We start from the raw sequence: 16,184 nt of genomic DNA, 5'->3' as shown, positions 1-16,184 counted from the left end.
TGCTTAGCCATTTAAACTAAGATCAGCAAAATTATTTTAGGTTATTCACTAACCAATAAAGATCTGAGTGAATCCCCGCTGCGGTGACCTCTTTGCCCGCTCCAGGGCCTTGGATCACCAATGCATTATCTAAATACCACTGTGAATTAATTACAAAGATATTATCGCCCGGTTTAAGACCTGCTAGTACATCATCTTTGCCAACATTGACTAAGCCAACTTGTGCTTTGACCTTACCATCTACTAATGTAATAGCACCGGTATAGCGCACAACTTTATCTTCAGCTGCAGCCAAGTTTGCTTTTTCAGTCATAAAATCATCGAGTAGCTGCTTATTTGCAAGAAAATCTTGCCAGCTACCTATTGCTAACGCTTCAGGCATGAGTGGAGTTAAAGCAATGTCATCAAGCTCTAAATCAAGACCAAGATCTCGCGCTAAAATTAGCAGTTTACGCTGCATATCGCGGCCAGATAAATCTTCACGAGGATCTGGCTCTGTATAGCCCATTTGCTGAGCTTGAAGCACTAAATCTGAAAACGGCACACTGCCATCATAGCTGCTGCATAACCATGACAAGGTACCTGAAAATACCCCTTCAATACGGTTAATTCTGTCACCACTATTTTGTAAATCAGCTAAAGCAAAATTAATTGGTAAACCTGCCCCCACACTGGTGTTATAGCGCCACAATAAATTTCGCTCGGCTAAATTATTACGTAATGTTTGATACCAACTACTGGCGGCGGTGCCAGCATATTTGTTTGCACTGATCAAATGGCAGTTAAGTTCTATAAAATCAGGATAAAACTGACTAAAGGCCTCACTGGCTGTAATATCAATCACTACTTTGTGTTCATAATCAAGCTCATTGATACGTGCTAATAACTCAGCTTTGTTGTAGCTTTGCGCTTCGTTGTGCCATTGCTCTTGCCATGTTTCAGTATTTAAACCACTGGCACTAAAAAGCATTTGCTTTGAGCGTAAAAGAGCAACAACTTTTACTTTATACTGAGCAGATAAACGAGCAAACTGAGCTTGTAGTTGCGATAAGAACACCTCACCCACATTACCAAGACCAGCAACGATAATGGCCAGCTCTTGGCCTTTGTTGACTAACTTGTCATGTAGAAGAGTTAAAACATCACTATCAATTGCCTGGTCATTTAAGATCAACACATAGTTATCATCTTGTTGTACAAAACGAGGATGAATGCTTTGCTCTTTTAAAAGCGCTGTCGCTTGATCTGTAAGCGTAATTACATCAGTTGTTGGTGCAACCACTGCACAACCACTTAAATTAGACTCAACAATATTGGCGCGACCCGCTAAGTGGCCTACAACCTGATGAGTGCTTTGGCCTGGCACTAATAAGTAAGTATCGCCATCTTTAGTAAAGTGGTGCAGGCTGTGCTGGATTAACTGGCTTAGTTCACCTACTTCACCACTACTAAGTTTATCAACCCGTAATAAATCGATGTTATCTAAGGTAGTAATAAAACGTTTTGCTTTGCTATAGCCTTCTTTTACTACTTCGGTTGGCGTTGCATCGCAATCAAAGCTACTTCTAACAACTAGCTTGATCTCGGTGCCTTTTAACGGCGATAACGTCTTAGCATGCAGTACAGGATTACCTAAACGCGCTAATAAGTTAGCTTGCTCGCGACAAACCTTGGCATATTTAAGCGCATTTTTAACTTTACGAGGATCTGTACTAAACACGCCTTGTGTATCGGTCCATATAGACACTTGTTTCGCAAAAGTATAACTGGCCAGTAACGTCGCACTGTAATCACTGCCGTTGCGCCCTAATGTAACCGTATTGCCTTGGCAATCCACAGCTATAAAGCCCGTTACTACGTTTATGTGTGACTTACTAATTATACTTGTGCATTGCTGCTGATTTTTTTGATGTAATAGTTGCCCGTCATTTAAAGTAAATAACTGCCTTGCATCAACATCTTGCGCAGCGACACCGAGCTGATTTAGGTAAGCGGCCAACAAGCGCGCCGACCATACTTCACCATGGGCAAGTAAAGGCGCCTCAAGTAACTGCTGTTGACTAATTAATTCATTTAAAACCGCAAGCTCATCATTTAGCTGCGCCAACGCCTGCTGTTTATTCTGGCCTGTAAGTAATTGCTCAATTAAGGCTCGTTGATTGTTATCAATAAGCAATAAAATATCGCTAACAGCTTGCCTATCTTGCTGCTGGTAACTTTGCCAAAGTTTTACTAGAGTATCGGTTGTTTTACCTGATGCCGACACAACCACACAGTCACCCTGCTCTGTATTCGCTAGAACGATGTTAGCTACCGCATGATAACGATCTGCAGAGCTTAAGCTTGAGCCACCAAATTTATGAACAATATTTACCATCTCTTCTACCACAATGCCGTATGCGCAGGCGTTAACTTAAATGACGCGTTTTGTTGTGTATCTTGCTGTGTTTGTTTTACTTCAGCTTTAGCAACTTGCTGGCCTTGACCTGGTTTTACTAAATTGAAAACACGGTCTAAATCTGCGATAAGATCTTTTACATCTTCAATGCCTACAGAAATACGGATCAAAGTATCGCCCACACCGGCTTCAAGGCGCGCTTTAGGCTCCATGCCTGCGTGGGTCATTGTTGCAGGGTGACAAATCAAGCTTTCTACCCCACCTAACGACTCTGCAAGGCTAAAGTCTTTAAGACTGGTTAAAAACGCTGCAGCATCGTTAATGTCGCCTTTAATATCAAAGCTCACCATGCCACCAAAACCACGTTGCTGTGCTTTAGCAAGCTCATGTTGTGGGTGAGAAGCAAGGCCTGGATAATAAACTTGGCTTACAAAAGGAGAGTTTTCTAAATACTCCGCAATCGCAAAAGCATTTTCTTGATGCTGCTTTAAACGCACATTTAAAGTACGTAAACCACGAAGCGTTAAGTAACTGTCAAATGGTGCACCAGTAATACCGATATTATTTGCCCACCAAGCAAGCTCATCACCTAGCTCTTGCGTAGCAGCAATCACCGCACCGCCAACCACATCAGAGTGACCATTAATATATTTAGTAGTTGAGTGAACAACAATATCAACACCAAACTCAATTGGGTTTTGCAGCGCAGGTGATAAGAAGGTGTTATCAGCCGCAACTAAAGCATCACACTGCTTAGCAATACTAGTGATTGCTTTAATATCTGTTAAACGCAAGATTGGATTACTTGGCGTTTCTATCCAAATCAACTTAGGTTTAATCGATAAAATTTCTTGGAGATTTTCAGATTTCGTTAAATCCAAAACTTTTAGTTTTAACAGGCCACGCTTTTCAAGCGAAGTGAATAAACGATAACTACCACCATAGCAGTCATGTGGGATCACTAAGGTGTCGTCACTGTTTAATAGCTGAGTCGCTAAATGCACTGCTGACATACCTGTTGCAGTAATAATACCTCTAGCACCACCTTCAAGTTCAGCTAAGGTTTCAGCTAAGATATCGCGATTCGGGTTACCGCTGCGGCCATAGTCATACTGGCGCTTAGTATCAAAATCAGCAAATGAATAGGTGGTTGATAAGTAAATTGGCGGTACAACCGCGCCATGGTGTTTATCGGCTTCGATGCCGTGACGAACAGTAATCGTCGCTTTATTTTTATCGCTCATTTCATCACCTACTCCTGAATTGGATGTTTAGACGTCTAAAAGGTTAGATGATCAAATATGAGAAGTCAAAGCATTTATCGCTCACACATAGAAGTTTATACATTTACACCACTAGATGGCTAAATAACTAGTATTTGACTATCTTTTTTAAAGAGATAGAATTTCCGCATCTTGCGCTGTGAATAAGGCGTAAATCACTGACAACCGAGGCAACGAAACAACTTATGGCTAAATGGAACGGTGAATACATTCACCCATATGCAGAACACGGTAAAAAATCAGAACAAGTAAAAAAGATTACCGTATCAATCCCACTTAACGTATTAAAAGTATTAACTGACGAGCGTACACGCCGCCAGATCAATAACCTGCGTCATGCGACGAACAGCGAGTTATTGTGTGAAGCTTTCTTACATGCTTTTACAGGTCAACCATTACCAAATGATGACGACCTTCGTAAAGACAACCCTGAAAAGGTACCTGAAGAAGTTAAAAGAATTATGCAAGAAATGGGGTTAGATATCCCAGTGCTTGATTCAGAATAAGTATTTCGGCCATCGGATCACCGCCGATAATCGCAGATATAAAAAAACTCAGCCAAGGCTGAGTTTTTTATTAGCGTTATACAATTTGAGTAATTAAGTTTAACGCATGTAATCTTCTGGCATCTCGATTTGCGCTACACCTGACTCCACTGCAGCTTCAGCAACAGCACGTGCAATACGAGGTAATAAACGCGGGTCCATTGGCTTAGGAATGATGTACTCAGCACCAAACTCTAGTGACTCAACACCAGCCGCTTTCAGTACTTCATTTGGTACAGACTCTTTAGCGATACCACGAATAGCGTGTACTGCCGCAATTTTCATTTCATCATTAATTGCCGTTGCACGCACATCAAGCGCACCGCGGAAAATAAACGGGAAGCAAAGCACGTTATTTACTTGATTAGGGAAGTCTGAACGACCCGTAGCCATAATTAAATCGTTACGTGCACTGTGCGCAACTTCTGGTGCAATCTCAGGATCTGGGTTTGAACACGCAAACACGACTGGTTTATCAGCCATTAGCTTAAGATCATCTGCAGTTAATAGGTTAGGACCTGATACACCAACGAATACATCAGCATCAGCAATAACATCTTGTAATGTACGCTTATCAGTATTATTAGCGAATAGTTGCTTATACTCGTTTAAGTCATCACGACGAGTATGGATCACACCTTTACGGTCAAGCATATAGATGTGCTCACGTAGTGCGCCACATTTAATTAAAAGCTCCATACAAGCAACTGCGGCAGCACCGGCACCTAAACATACAATAATGGCATCTTCGATATCTTTACCTTGTACTTCAAGGGCATTAAGCATACCGGCAGCAGTAACAATAGCTGTACCATGCTGGTCATCATGGAAAACGGGAATATCACAGCGTTCAATAAGCGCTTTTTCGATTTCAAAACATTCTGGTGCTTTAATATCTTCTAAGTTGATACCACCAAAGGTATCAGCAATATTAGCAACCGTATTGATGAAATCTTCTGTTGTGCGGTGTTTTACTTCAATATCAATTGAATCAAGGCCAGCAAAACGTTTGAATAATAAGGCTTTACCTTCCATTACAGGTTTTGATGCAAGCGGACCTAAGTTACCTAAACCTAAAATTGCGGTACCGTTTGAAATAACCGCAACCATGTTACCTTTACCTGTGTACTTATAGGCATTTGCTGGATCAGCAGCAATTTCGCGGACCGGTTCAGCCACACCTGGGCTATAAGCTAAAGCGAGATCGTTAACCGTTTCGGCTGGCTTGGTTAGTTCAACACTAATTTTACCTGGAACGGGGTGAGCGTGGTAATGTAATGCTTGTTCACGAAAATCTGACATAACGCGATAGTATCCTGCAAAAAGTTAAAAAGTGAGAGAGCTTGCATCAGTACGATACCTGTAATGTATAAAAATTCCAAGTATTATCAGGTCTATCCTGTTATAAGCTATATCGCTTAATTTTAAAGGATTTCCCCACAATTTCTGTGCATAGTTGCGATTAATTAGACATAAAAATTCACCTATTTATGGCCTTTTAAGCACGTGTTTTTGTATTTTGTATGCACGAACACTGCAAATAGCCGAAATTAGCCTAAAACCGCCATTTCAACGAAGTTCACAGCATTTAATTACGAAATTATTTAAAATTATTATTTTTAATAACTTTTAGATACCAATACGCTTAATTAAGTATTATTGCGGATTGGTATGCATTTATACAAAAAAGAATATAGCCAAGGGTTTACACTTTGTCTGCACAATTAGCGACATAGTGGGCATAACACTCAGAAATAGTTATGCAAAAGAAATAAGTGAAGATGGTAAGTTAGTGATGAGTTCAAAGTATACTTAATGAATTTTAGGTATAAAAAAAGCACCCTAAGGTGCTTCTTTTAACTAAACAGCAGAAATTACTTCTTGCTGCTAAGTGCACCGAAGCGCTTGTTGAAACGATCAACACGGCCGCCAGTGTCTAGAATCTTTTGCTTACCAGTGTAAAACGGGTGACACTCAGAACATACGTCTAAGTGGATGTCTTTACAAAGAGTTGAGCTAGTTTCGAATTTGTTACCACATGAACAAGTTGCAGTGATAGCTTCGTACTTAGGGTGAATACCTTCTTTCATAGGGAACCTCTAGTTAAGGCCGTATCGCTCTCCAAACCCGAAGTCTGGCACCATACGCAGTTAATACAATTAATAGGCCGCGTATTTTATAGCTCAAGTGACCTTGCGACAAGCTTTAAATGCATCTTTCGCTAAAAAAATAATCAAGTGGCCTGTTGTTCAGTATTTGTTGGTAGGTTTTTAACAGTAATTTTAGTACATTATCCTTCTATCTTTGTTTCAGTTGAGTTGTTATGCACTTTGTAGAAGTTGCCATAAAAGTCCCTTTACAGCGTACCTTCGATTATAAAGTTGAACAGCTGCTGCATAGCCCTGACTTAAAGCCAGGTATGCGAGTTCGTGTGCCATTTGGCAGTCAAAAAAAGGTCGCTGTGGTACTCGCTCTAAAAACATCAACAGAAGTTCCTGCAGACAAAATTAAAGCTATTATTGATGTAATAGACGACACACCAGTTTTATCAGAGCAGCATCTAGCCTTGCTAAAATTTACTGCCCGCTACTACTGTTACCCATTGGGTGAAACCATTCATACGGCACTTCCGGCTGCTTTAAGACAAGGCGAATGTCCAGATAAAACCAGTATTAATATGGTTGAGCTGACCGATAAAGGCGCAAAGCTTCCATCACTAAAAGCAAAAACCCAGTTGAGTTTATTAAAGCAGCTAGCCGAATCGGGCAAATCATCTGTTACTGAATTAAAAGCACTCGGATTTACAAAAAAAACCATCGACGGCCTACTTGATAAAGAATTGATCACTCAATTTATCGAACATGATAACCAATGGCAGCAACGCGTGCCGACCGTTGGAAACAAACCAATTCTTAATAAAGAGCAAGCCGTTGCCTGTACCAGCATTAATCAAGCTTGCGGCTTTACTAGCTTTTTACTTGAAGGGGTTACCGGAAGTGGTAAAACTGAAGTGTATTTGCAATGCCTAGAAGAAGTACTTAAAAAAGGTCAACAAGCCTTAGTATTAGTGCCCGAAATTGGCTTAACACCTCAAACCGTTAACCGTTTTCGTCGCCGATTTCCTGATACACCAATTATGCTATGGCATTCAGCACTAACAGACAATGAACGCTTACAAACCTGGCGTTTCTGTGAAAAAGGCAGTTGTGCCATAGTGATCGGTACACGTTCGAGTATTTTCTTACCCTTTTTATCGCTTGGGATGATCATTGTTGATGAAGAGCACGACAGCTCGTTTAAGCAGCAAGACACGTTACGTTACCATGCCAGAGATTTAGCCGCTTATAGAGCATACCAGCATAATATTCCACTGGTTTTAGGTAGCGCCACACCGGCACTTGAAACCTTACACAAAGCAATTAATAACAAGTATCAGTTATTGAGTCTTACTGAACGTGCCCAAACCAGCACTGATAATCAGTTCCAATTAATCGATATGAAAGGCCAACCAGAACAAGCTGGTATTGCCCATGCCAGCCTTGCCTATATGCGTCAACATTTAGAGCGAGGCAAGCAAGTGATGGTGTTTTTAAACCGCCGAGGTTTTTCACCTACCCTCATATGTCATGAGTGTGGTTGGCTAAGTGAGTGCTCACGTTGTAGCACTAGCGCAACCTTTCATAAAGCCATTGGCCAAATGATTTGTCACCACTGTGGTGAGCAACATCAGGTGCCCCATCAGTGTCCAGATTGTGGCAGCACGCAGATTTTTCCAAATGGTAAAGGCACTGAGCAAATTGAAGAGTTTTTAACACAAACCTTCGCTGATATTCCGATTAGTCGTATTGACCGCGACTCAACCCGTCGTAAAGGCAGCTTAGAGAAAGCACTTGATGATATTAATCAAGGTGGTGCTCGTATCTTAGTCGGTACGCAAATGTTGGCAAAAGGCCACCACTTTGCCGATGTGAGTCTCGTTTTAATCTTAGATGTCGATAGTGGTTTATATTCCTGTGACTTTCGCGCGACAGAGCATTTAGCACAGCTAGTTACACAAGTGGCAGGCCGTGCTGGGCGAAGTGGTGAGCCAGGGCAAGTATTACTGCAAACTCACTTTCCTGAGCATCCACTACTACAAGACTTAGTAAATAATGGTTACAAAGATTTTGCCCGCTATGCACTCACAGAGCGAGAAGATGCGCAGCTTCCACCTGTCACTAATATGGCCATGGTTCGTGCAGAAGGGCATAACATTAATCAAGTGGTCGATTTTTTAACTGATTTGGTTCCTGTCCAGAACGTATCTGGTATACAATTGCTTGGTCCGATACCTGCGCCACTGGAACGTGTAGCAGGTAAATATCGCTTTCAATTACATATTCAGGCGCAGGAACGCTCTCACTTACACCAATATTTAGCGCAGATGGTTGACTATATAAGTACCAGTAAATTAGCGCAAAAGGTGCGTTGGAGCCTAGATGTTGATCCTATAGATATGATTTAAGGCCAATTAAGAATCATGGCACAACACGATTACATAAATAAAAAACCAGCAAATCGAAATAATAAAAAACAAGCCCCGGCAAAAAAGCCCTTCCCAATTTTTCTTGTTTTAATTGCGCTTATCTTAGTAGGCGGGTTTGGTTACGGCTTGTGGTATATCAAACATAATGCCGATCCTGAGTTAGTAGAGCAGCAAGCAAACCCAGTTAAAAAAGAAGAAGCTATCATTCCGCCTCCTAAAACGCCTGAGTTCATTAAGGAGATTAAAGAGCATGAAGTTCAAGTCGAGGTCAAAGAGATTGAACAAAAAGGCCCTTATGTAATGCAATGCGGCTCTTTTAGAACCATGGCACAAGCACAAACATTAAAAGCAAAAATCGCTTTTGCAGGCTTAGTTGCCGAGGTAAAGAAAACACAAGGCAGTAATGGTATTTGGTATAAAGTGCGCTTAGGCCCTTACGAAACCAAACGTTTAGCCGAAAGTGACAAGAATAAACTTAAACGCATCAAAATAATGGGCTGCGGAATTTGGCTTTGGACTTGATTTTAGTTCATTCACCCATATAAACACCTCATCAATCGCTTTTTACGAGCGGCTTCGCCGCTCGATGATGAGGAATAATCATGACCACTATTGTAAGTGTACGCCGCGACGACAAGGTCGTTATTGGTGGCGACGGCCAAGTTTCACTTGGTAATACCGTAATGAAGGGCAACGCCCGCAAAGTTCGACGTCTTTATAATGGCAAAGTAATCGCTGGTTTCGCTGGCGGTACTGCTGATGCCTTCACCCTTTTCGAACGATTTGAAAGCAAACTAGAAATGCACCAAGGTAACCTGACTAAGGCTGCCGTAGAAATGGCCAAAGATTGGCGTAGTGATCGCGCACTTAGAAAGCTCGAAGCACTATTAGCAGTCGCAGACGAAACTGCTTCATTAATTATCACAGGTAACGGTGATGTTGTGCAGCCAGAAAATGACCTAATTGCGATTGGCAGTGGTGGTAACTTCGCACAATCAGCAGCCACAGCGCTACTAGAAAATACCGACCTAAGTGCACGTGACATTGTAGAGAAAAGCCTAACAATTGCAGGCAATATCTGTGTATTCACGAATAATTTCCAAACTATTGAAGAATTGTAATAGGAACTGCCATGTCTGAGATGACGCCAAGAGAAATCGTTCACGAGCTTGATCAACATATTATTGGCCAAGCTAAAGCTAAAAAAGCAGTTTCAATCGCGCTACGTAATCGCTGGCGCCGTATGCAACTGAACGACGATTTACGCGCTGAAGTAACACCAAAAAATATTTTAATGATTGGTCCTACTGGTGTGGGTAAAACTGAGATTGCTCGCCGCTTAGCCAAACTTGCTAATGCCCCTTTCATTAAAGTTGAAGCAACCAAGTTCACTGAAGTGGGCTATGTTGGTAAGGAAGTTGAAACGATCATCCGTGATTTAGTTGATATTTCAATTAAAATGACACGTGAACAACAAACTAAAAAATTTAAACACCGCGCTGAAGAAGCGGCAGAAGAACGCATTTTAGATGCTCTTTTACCACCAGCACGCGATACATTTGGTGAGTCAAAAACAGAAGAGAACTCTTCTACTCGTCAATCTTTCCGTAAGAAATTACGTGAAGGCCAATTAGACGACAAAGAAATTGATATCGATGTTGCACAAGCACAACCAAATGTTGAGATCATGGCTCCTCCTGGTATGGAAGAAATGACCAACCAGCTACAAAGCATGTTCCAAAATATGGGTGGTGATAAGCGCAGCAAGCGTAAGCTGAAGATCAAAGAAGCATTCAAACTATTAGTTGAAGAAGAAGCCGCAAAACTTGTTAATCCTGAAGAGTTAAAAGAGCAAGCTATCTTCGCGGTAGAGCAAAACGGTATCGTTTTTATCGATGAAATCGATAAAATCTGTAAACGTGGTGAAGCTTCTGGCCCAGATGTTAGCCGTGAAGGTGTACAACGCGATTTACTACCATTAATCGAAGGCTCAACGGTAAGCACTAAACACGGCATGGTTAAAACAGACCACATGTTGTTTATCGCATCAGGCGCATTCCAAATGGCTAAACCATCAGACATGATCCCAGAGCTGCAAGGTCGTTTACCAATTCGTGTTGAGCTTGAAGCGCTTAGTGCTGATGACTTTAAACGTATCTTAACTGAGCCTCACGCTTCATTGACAGAGCAACAACGTGAGCTGTTAAAAACAGAACAAGTTGAGGTTGAGTTTACAGATGATGCCATTGAACGCATTGCGAAAGCGGCTTGGCAAGTAAATGAAAAAACCGAAAACATCGGTGCACGTCGCTTACACACAGTGATGGAAAAACTAATGGAAGAAATTTCATTTGATGCCTCAGAAAAAGCAGGTTCAACACTGACAATTGATGCCAACTACGTTGAGCAGCATTTAGGTGCACTTGTTGAAGATGAAGATTTGAGTCGCTTCATTCTTTAATCAACAATTTAGCGTTATAATCAAAAGCCTCCAGTTGGAGGCTTTTTAGTTTATAAATCGTACATACGAGGCTCACATGAAAGAAGTCACTAAAGTGCATTATCACAGCGTTAGCAAAGTATTAGATGTTCATTTTGATGATCAGACTATTGCTCAATTTAGTGCTGAATTTTTGCGTGTTCACTCACCTTCAGCTGAAGTACAAGGACATGGTAATGAGCCGATGAAACTAGTGCTTGATAAGCAGCAAGTAGGAATTAGCAAGATTGAGCCTGTTGGTCATTATGCAATTCGACTGGTATTTAGCGACAATCATAATAGCGGTTTATTTAGCTGGCACTATCTTAGCGAGCTACATGCTAACCATGACGAGCTTTGGCAGCAATACCAAGCTAGAGTCACCGAGCACGAAGCAAATAAGGACAGTGTGCCTATCAAGTTCGTGCCTTAATACCTATCAAAATGCCTCGATAAAGCACACCTAAAAAAAAGCGCGATGACGACACCGTCACCGCGCTTTTTTTATATACCCAAACCACCTCAAGATGCGAGTTTCAGTTGGGCGCTTCACAGGAACTTACTCTCATCCTTGTTACTTCTTAAAAGGGACTGACTCTTGCAAAGTAACGCCTTGATATTAATCACCTGTGAAACGCTGAATTCTGCATCTTGGGGTGGCTTGGGTATACTCATTAAACTTTAAACTTATCTATTGCCTGATAAAGTACACGCGCTTGCTCAGACACTTCTTCGCTAGTTTGTGCGTTAGTTGCCGCATGGCCTGATGCCTCTTGAGCGATATCACGAATACGTACCACGTTTTTGTTCACCTCAGAAGCCACTTGGCTTTGCTCATCAATTGCTGTAGCGATATGAGTACTCATATCCATAATGGTTTGAACATCTTCGGTGATTGAGCGCAGTAACTCACCGGCTTTAGTTGCCTGTGCTGCACTTTCGCCACCTTGTGTACGACATTGCTGCATAATGCTCACCACTTCTTGAGTGCGCCCTTGTAAGGTTGAAATGATACTCTCGATCTCTTGAGTTGAGTCTTGAGTACGCTGCGCAAGTGAACGTACTTCATCAGCAACCACCGCAAAGCCTCGACCTTGCTCGCCAGCACGTGCTGCTTCAATTGCCGCATTGAGTGCCAGTAAATTTGTTTGCTCAGCAATGCCACGAATAACATCAAGTACAGAGCCTATTGTTTCGGCGTCTTTTTCTAACTGTGAAACCACACTTGAGGCATTACCAAGTGAATCGGATAAGTGATTAATTTGCACCACTGTTGATTCAACTTCTGAACGGCCTTGCTGCGCACTTAAGTTAGTTGACTCAGCTTTTTTCGCTGCAGCTTCAGTGTTGTGCGAGATATCTTGAATCGTCGCCTGCATTTCAGTCGCCGCTGTGGCAACCATATCGGCTTCATGAAGTTGTTCTTGCATACCTGAACTGGTTGCTGCTGTCGTTTCAGATAAATGCTCTGTAGCCACATTAAGGGTACTTAGCGCTGTATTTACCTCATAAATAAGCTTTTTGAAATCACTAATCAAACTATTAAAGTCGATCGTCATAGTGGTGATTTCATCTTTACCTGATTGAGTAATCGACATGCTTAAGTCGTTATTACGACGAATCTCGTTAATCGTGTGGTACACACGTTCAATAGGCTGAATAATTGAGCGGCTAGTAAAGTAAACTAATACCATCACTAAAATGCTCGCAATAATAAATACAATGAGTGCAATTAGCTGCGCAGTGGCTGCACTTGATTCGACGAAGGCCTTTGTTTGATCTGTCAGCTCTGTAACAATTGCATCACTGAGTCCAACACTGTGTTTCATCTCACCGAGTGCACCTGAATCTAAATCCAGACCTAAGGCAACTTGTGCATCAACTAAAGCCTTAAATTTACTTTGATAAGTCGCAAGCAAATTAATTAATTGATTTTCGTAATTTGCATCGAATCCAGCATTTTTAATTTCTGATTGGAAGTTTGTGACTAAATCGTTAAATTTACTCAGATATTTTAAGTCAAAGCGCAACATAAAGTCTTTTTCTGCGCGGCGAAGCTGTAGCATTAAAGCTAGTAATTTATAGTTTTCGCGCTCACTTAATAATGTTTCTACTTGATGCACCGCACCACGTAAATCACCATAAAGTGCATCTTTAGGGTGTAAGCCAATTTTCTTTTGTAGTTCCACAACTTCATTGAAGTCATCGTAATAAGTTTTCGCAAGACGTCTAAATTCATTTAGATTAGATGAGTCCATCGACAAATCTTTCACTAACTCGTCTAGTCTCGCCATTTTAATTTTTAGCTGCGAATACTCTTTCTCAAAAAGCTCAAGGCTATCGACATCTTTGTAAAACAAAAAGTTTTTTTCATGCTTACGCATCGCAAGTTCATGAATGTCGAGCTCCTCCGCATTTTGAATTGTTTCGTTGAGCTTAAGCATCATGCGCGACTCAAAGATGATTACACACAGCATCACAATCATTGCAAGACCAACAACGAGCGCGTTTAACTGTAAACGACGCTTAATAGTTAAGTTTTGTAATACATTCATTCAAAGTGCCTTATAGAAACATGCATTTAAAGTATAGCTAAACTATTTAAAGCAGCTAATAAAAAGTGGTTAAATTTGCCGTGCATTTTCCAGTATAAGGTACCTTTAAACAATCAGCTTTTCTTCTAAATCAACCTTTTGCCATAGGTTTTTATGTAATTGTTCCAGTTTTCCCCATTGTTTTTTTTGCAACCAATCAACCAAGGGCGCTGGATCGCTGGGAAAATTGAGTTTTTTGTTCTGTGGAGATTGCAACCAATCATCCATCGCATTAGGGTTTAAATAGCTCATTACATGAGCAGCTCCCATCGACAATAAAGTCTGCGCATTAATCCCCTGCTCAAATTGCTTACCAAGCGGTTTTAACAATAACTTTTTACCAAGCTGCAATGCTTCACTTGCAAGTTCAAACCCGGCGTTACCAATTACACCACCAGCATTGGCTAGGTCATTTAAAAACCCAACGCGTGAGGGAGCCCGCAAATGAATATTCCCGATTGAACAATCTTGCGCATCAGGGTGATAACAATAAAACTCACGTTCAGGAAAGTCTTTTAAGTACTCAACTACACTGTCTAGATTCTCAAAAGGCAGGTAAACCAATACCTTATTTTCGACCATAACCGGGTTATCATGATGATGATTGGCAATAAATGGCGGAATTATGTTCTCTGCATAGGGTTGCCAATGGACACCTAAATAAACACTGGCTGGCGCATAGTTACGGATCAGCGCACGGCGAAAGAAGGCACGGCCAAACATCGGTACTTTATCAGATAAAAATGCAGCTTGGTGGCTCATACCAATAACAGGGATACCTTGCTGTTTAGCAGCCCACGCGGTGATTGGTTCAAAGTCATTAAAAACTAAATCATAGTGACGCAAATCAAGGTTTTTTATATCTCTTATAAGCTGAAGTGGGCGCGCATTTTTTAATGTTTTAAAGCTATCAACTTGCCCCGATTTGCTGGTAAACGACAAGCCGCGAAAAGCTCGATAATCAGCAAACTCGTCCATATCAAAGTAGTCTTGTTCTTTACGGCCCGAGAACACATAGTCAACATCGACTCCCAACGCTTTAAAAGTTGTTGCCATCACTCGAGCTCGAGTAATATGTCCATTACCCGTACCTTGAATACCGTACAAAATTCTCATATAGATTCCACCACCATCACTGCTAATACTGCACAACTTGATCCCATCACTGCACCAATCACTACATCAGCGGGGTAATGCACACCAATAATCACCCTTGATGCCGCCACCCCTGATGCCCACATCAACCACAGCACAGCAAATTCAGGAAAATACATAGTCAAAATAGTCGCCACCACAAATGCCCCTGCACTATGTCCTGACGGTAAGCTAAACTGATCACTTGGTACTAAATAAGCGCCTTGCACTAAGCAATCGCAAGGCCTTACCCGCGCAATCCGCTTTTTAGCTAAAAAGTAAATAGGCCGCTCAATTGCAAAGCCCACCAATATACTCATCGCAAGTTGCTGAAAATGCAGCTGCTCGGTAAACCACCAAAAACCAAAAAACAACATTACGTAAAGTCCGCCATCGCCACTTTTCGAAAACCCGAGCGCTGATCTTCTGAGCCAAATTGGCGAAGCATCATTAAACACACTTAAAAACAGCTGTTCATCCACTTTTGCCAATTTAGTAAGTATGTTGTTTGCCATGGTGAGCTCCTTATCATACTTTGCGTCTAATTTTTATACTCATCTCAGCTTAGGCGCTAAAAATAACAATTAGGTGACGCTTTTGAGACACTAATGTTGCGATAACGAGATTCCTTTGATTTAAACTAATAAACCGCTATTAAGTCGTTGTTATTGAGTTGTATCAGGGTATACTGAGTACTAAACAGACAGTCTCTTTAGAGGATGAAAAAATGGATTACAGCACTTCTGATTTATGCGACCACTTTGCAGATGTGGTTGATGTGCTCGAACCAATGTTTATCAATTTTGGTGGACGCCCAAGCTTTAGTGGTCGAGTCAAAACCGTTAAATGCTTTGAAAATAACGAGCTGATCCGCGAGATTTTATCAACCGATGGTACCGACAGCGTGTTATTGATTGATGGTGGTGGCTCAACCCGACGCGCCCTTATTGATATAGAGCTGGCTGAAATCGCATTAGAAAACAACTGGCAAGGCATTATCGTTTACGGTGCAATTCGCCATGTTGATGAACTTGAAGAGCTAGACTTAGGCATTCAAGCAATTGCGTCTATTCCTGTTGCTGCAGATAGTGAAGGTGCAGGTGAAGATGGCATTGGCGTTAACTTCGCAGGCGTATCTTTCTTTGATGACGACTTTGTTTACGCTGATAGCACCGGTATTATATTATCTGCTGAAGAATTAGAGTTAGAAATAATAGAAGACTAAT

14 protein-coding genes are annotated in these 16,184 nt (G+C 41.4%); 7 read left to right on the top strand and 7 right to left on the bottom strand.

The window, feature by feature from the left end; genetic code table 11:
- Positions 1 to 31 precede the first annotated feature (31 nt).
- Both metL and metB read right to left on the bottom strand, forming a co-directional pair.
- Positions 32 to 2,377 (bottom strand): bifunctional aspartate kinase/homoserine dehydrogenase II, encoded by a 2,346-nt coding sequence (metL, locus tag HYD28_04535; protein QLE08287.1) that lies wholly within the window; start codon positions 2,375 to 2,377, stop codon positions 32 to 34.
- Between the two features lie 5 nt (positions 2,378 to 2,382).
- Positions 2,383 to 3,642 (bottom strand): cystathionine gamma-synthase, encoded by a 1,260-nt coding sequence (gene metB / locus HYD28_04530; protein QLE08286.1) that lies wholly within the window; start codon positions 3,640 to 3,642, stop codon positions 2,383 to 2,385.
- Between the two features lie 224 nt (positions 3,643 to 3,866).
- Between metB and metJ the strand changes: the two genes are divergently transcribed.
- Positions 3,867 to 4,187 carry a met regulon transcriptional regulator MetJ gene (gene metJ / locus HYD28_04525; protein QLE08285.1) on the top strand — a complete coding sequence of 107 codons (321 nt, stop codon included), beginning with the start codon at positions 3,867 to 3,869 and terminating at the stop codon, positions 4,185 to 4,187.
- 99 nt (positions 4,188 to 4,286) lie between these two features.
- Here the strand turns inward: metJ and HYD28_04520 are convergent, their stop codons facing one another.
- Together HYD28_04520 and rpmE are read right to left on the bottom strand one after the other, a co-directional pair.
- On the bottom strand, positions 4,287 to 5,528 hold the full coding sequence (locus HYD28_04520; protein QLE08284.1) for a malate dehydrogenase: 1,242 nt from the start codon (positions 5,526 to 5,528) through the stop codon (positions 4,287 to 4,289).
- A 572-nt stretch (positions 5,529 to 6,100) separates the two neighbouring features.
- A complete protein-coding gene (gene rpmE / locus HYD28_04515; GenBank protein QLE08283.1) occupies positions 6,101 to 6,316 on the bottom strand; it encodes a 50S ribosomal protein L31 in 216 nt (71 codons plus the stop codon).
- A gap of 233 nt (positions 6,317 to 6,549) precedes the next feature.
- Between rpmE and priA the strand changes: the two genes are divergently transcribed.
- The 5 genes from priA to HYD28_04490 all read left to right on the top strand — a co-directional run bounded on the left by priA (position 6,550) and on the right by HYD28_04490 (position 11,663).
- Positions 6,550 to 8,730 (top strand): primosomal protein N', encoded by a 2,181-nt coding sequence (priA, locus tag HYD28_04510; GenBank protein ID QLE08282.1) that lies wholly within the window; start codon positions 6,550 to 6,552, stop codon positions 8,728 to 8,730.
- 15 nt (positions 8,731 to 8,745) lie between these two features.
- Positions 8,746 to 9,273 (top strand): SPOR domain-containing protein, encoded by a 528-nt coding sequence (locus tag HYD28_04505; protein ID QLE08281.1) that lies wholly within the window; start codon positions 8,746 to 8,748, stop codon positions 9,271 to 9,273.
- A gap of 80 nt (positions 9,274 to 9,353) precedes the next feature.
- The gene (gene hslV / locus HYD28_04500; protein QLE08280.1) at positions 9,354 to 9,872 is read left to right on the top strand and encodes an ATP-dependent protease subunit HslV; all 519 of its coding nucleotides are present in this window, start codon (positions 9,354 to 9,356) and stop codon (positions 9,870 to 9,872) included.
- A gap of 11 nt (positions 9,873 to 9,883) precedes the next feature.
- On the top strand, positions 9,884 to 11,212 hold the full coding sequence (hslU, locus tag HYD28_04495; GenBank protein ID QLE08279.1) for an HslU--HslV peptidase ATPase subunit: 1,329 nt from the start codon (positions 9,884 to 9,886) through the stop codon (positions 11,210 to 11,212).
- 76 nt (positions 11,213 to 11,288) lie between these two features.
- A complete protein-coding gene (locus tag HYD28_04490) occupies positions 11,289 to 11,663 on the top strand; it encodes a DUF971 domain-containing protein (GenBank protein QLE08278.1) in 375 nt (124 codons plus the stop codon).
- Between the two features lie 241 nt (positions 11,664 to 11,904).
- Here HYD28_04490 and HYD28_04485 read toward each other — a convergent pair whose 3' ends face one another.
- From HYD28_04485 to HYD28_04475, 3 genes are all read right to left on the bottom strand, one after another.
- A complete protein-coding gene (locus HYD28_04485; GenBank protein QLE08277.1) occupies positions 11,905 to 13,785 on the bottom strand; it encodes a methyl-accepting chemotaxis protein in 1,881 nt (626 codons plus the stop codon).
- A 105-nt stretch (positions 13,786 to 13,890) separates the two neighbouring features.
- Positions 13,891 to 14,940 (bottom strand): glycosyltransferase, encoded by a 1,050-nt coding sequence (locus tag HYD28_04480; protein QLE08276.1) that lies wholly within the window; start codon positions 14,938 to 14,940, stop codon positions 13,891 to 13,893.
- Positions 14,937 to 15,473: a phosphatase PAP2 family protein gene (locus HYD28_04475; GenBank protein ID QLE08275.1), complete on the bottom strand. Its 537-nt coding sequence runs from the start codon at positions 15,471 to 15,473 to the stop codon at positions 14,937 to 14,939. The genes HYD28_04480 and HYD28_04475 overlap by 4 nt, the downstream gene beginning before the upstream one ends.
- Before the next feature lie 212 nt (positions 15,474 to 15,685).
- On the opposite strand from HYD28_04475, the gene rraA reads away from it, so the two are divergent.
- Positions 15,686 to 16,183, top strand: coding sequence for a ribonuclease E activity regulator RraA (gene rraA / locus HYD28_04470; GenBank protein ID QLE08274.1), 498 nt, complete (start codon positions 15,686 to 15,688; stop codon positions 16,181 to 16,183).
- Position 16,184: the final 1 nt, after the last annotated feature.

This window comes from Pseudoalteromonas shioyasakiensis (assembly GCA_013391845.1).
Classification (GTDB): domain Bacteria; phylum Pseudomonadota; class Gammaproteobacteria; order Enterobacterales; family Alteromonadaceae; genus Pseudoalteromonas; species Pseudoalteromonas apostichopi.
Note: the sequence above shows the minus strand (reverse complement) of the source record. Positions and strands in the feature narration are given on the sequence as shown.